The sequence below is a fragment of the Oleiphilus sp. HI0132 genome, assembly GCF_001635845.1.
On sequence record NZ_LWGJ01000612.1, the window covers coordinates 1 to 1,436 of the forward strand.

Here is a 1,436-nt window from a genome sequence, read left to right on the forward strand (position 1 = left end):
CCCCATGCACTGATCCAAAATGAAACCTGCTTCGTAAGTGCCTGAAACACCCTCAGCGCACTACGGAATCCATATGCTCATTAAACAACGAAGAGTTCTATACTGGTTTACTCGAGACCTGCGAATTCATGACAACCAGGCGCTGCACGCCATAAAAAGCGCCGATCGCCTACTGTGCATCTATGTCGTAGACCCTAGATGGTTTCAGCAGAAGCTATGGCAGCAACCTTCCATCAGCAAACATCGCTGGCAGTTCACCTTGGAATGCATTCAGGATTTAAAACAAAACCTCGCACGATATGACCAAGAGCTGATTGTTTTATATGGTGATACAACTGAGCTGATATCCAACCTTATCAATAATTACGGCTTTAGTGACCTCGTATTGACTCAGTCTTCCGGTTCTTATGAGCGGCACATCCTTAAAGCGATTCGCAGGAAATGCTCCGAGGCTGCGGTAATAGAATATGAACAATACACGATCTTCAATGAGTTAGAACTACCGTTTAAGGTCTCTCAGTTACCCCAAACATACTCACGCTTCAGGAAATCAATTGAAAATCAAGGTGTCCCTGACCCCCTTCCTGCCCCCAAATTCCTGCCAATCATGCCTAAGATAGATATGTTGGAAGCAGAGAAGATTCCTGATTGGCTTCCTGTGAATACGACTTCGCTCCGCTTTACCGGTGGTGAACGCGAAGCGTTTGGCCATCTGTTCGAGTATTTCTCCAGTGATGCGCCCCGTCGCTACAAGACAGTAAGGAATGAATTATCCGGCTGGACCAACAGCAGCAAAATATCACCCTGGTTAAGTAGCGGCTGTCTATCTCCACGCCAGGTCATCAAGAAATTGCTTGAATACGAACAGGAAAACGGGTCTAACGATTCATCTCGTTGGCTATATGTCGAGCTATTGTGGAGAGAATATTTCCAATGGTGGCACTTTCTAAAAGGAGACCAACTATTTAGTTTCCAAGGATCCAAAAAGTCACCCCCGCTTACTAGTTTCTACCCTGAACGCTTCAGTAAATGGTGTGAAGGCGAAACGCCTTTCAAGATTGTCAATGCCTGCATGAAGGAACTAAAAAACACGGGGTATCTATCAAACAGAGGCCGACAAATCGCAGCCAGTTGTTTGGTTAATGAATTGAGCGTGGACTGGCGCTATGGAGCAGCTTGGTTTGAGTACTGTCTCATTGACTTTGACTTGGCAGTAAATTGGGGCAATTGGCAATACATTGCAGGCGTGGGGGTTGACCCAAGAGGAGGGCGCCACTTCGATCTTGAAAAGCAGTCGAGACTCTATGACCCTGACGGTTTGTATCAAAAACGCTGGGGAGCTGAAACGGATCCAAATTTAGACTCTCGCGATGCTGCCGACTGGCCAATCATACACGAGTAATAGAGATACCGAACAAAGACGAGCAAAAAACCGA

Annotated in this window: 1 protein-coding gene; it reads left to right on the top strand. The window is 46.4% G+C overall.

The features are described 5' to 3' along the window. Positions 1–73 precede the first annotated feature (73 nt). A complete protein-coding gene (locus A3766_RS07490; protein ID WP_068508348.1) occupies positions 74–1,402 on the top strand; it encodes a DASH family cryptochrome in 1,329 nt (442 codons plus the stop codon). The last annotated feature ends 34 nt before the right edge of the window (positions 1,403–1,436 follow it).

Coding starts and splice junctions, on each gene's coding strand:
- A3766_RS07490 (WP_068508348.1), top strand. CDS start 74: ATGCTCATTAAACAACGAAGAGTTCTATACTGGTTTACTCGAGACCTG.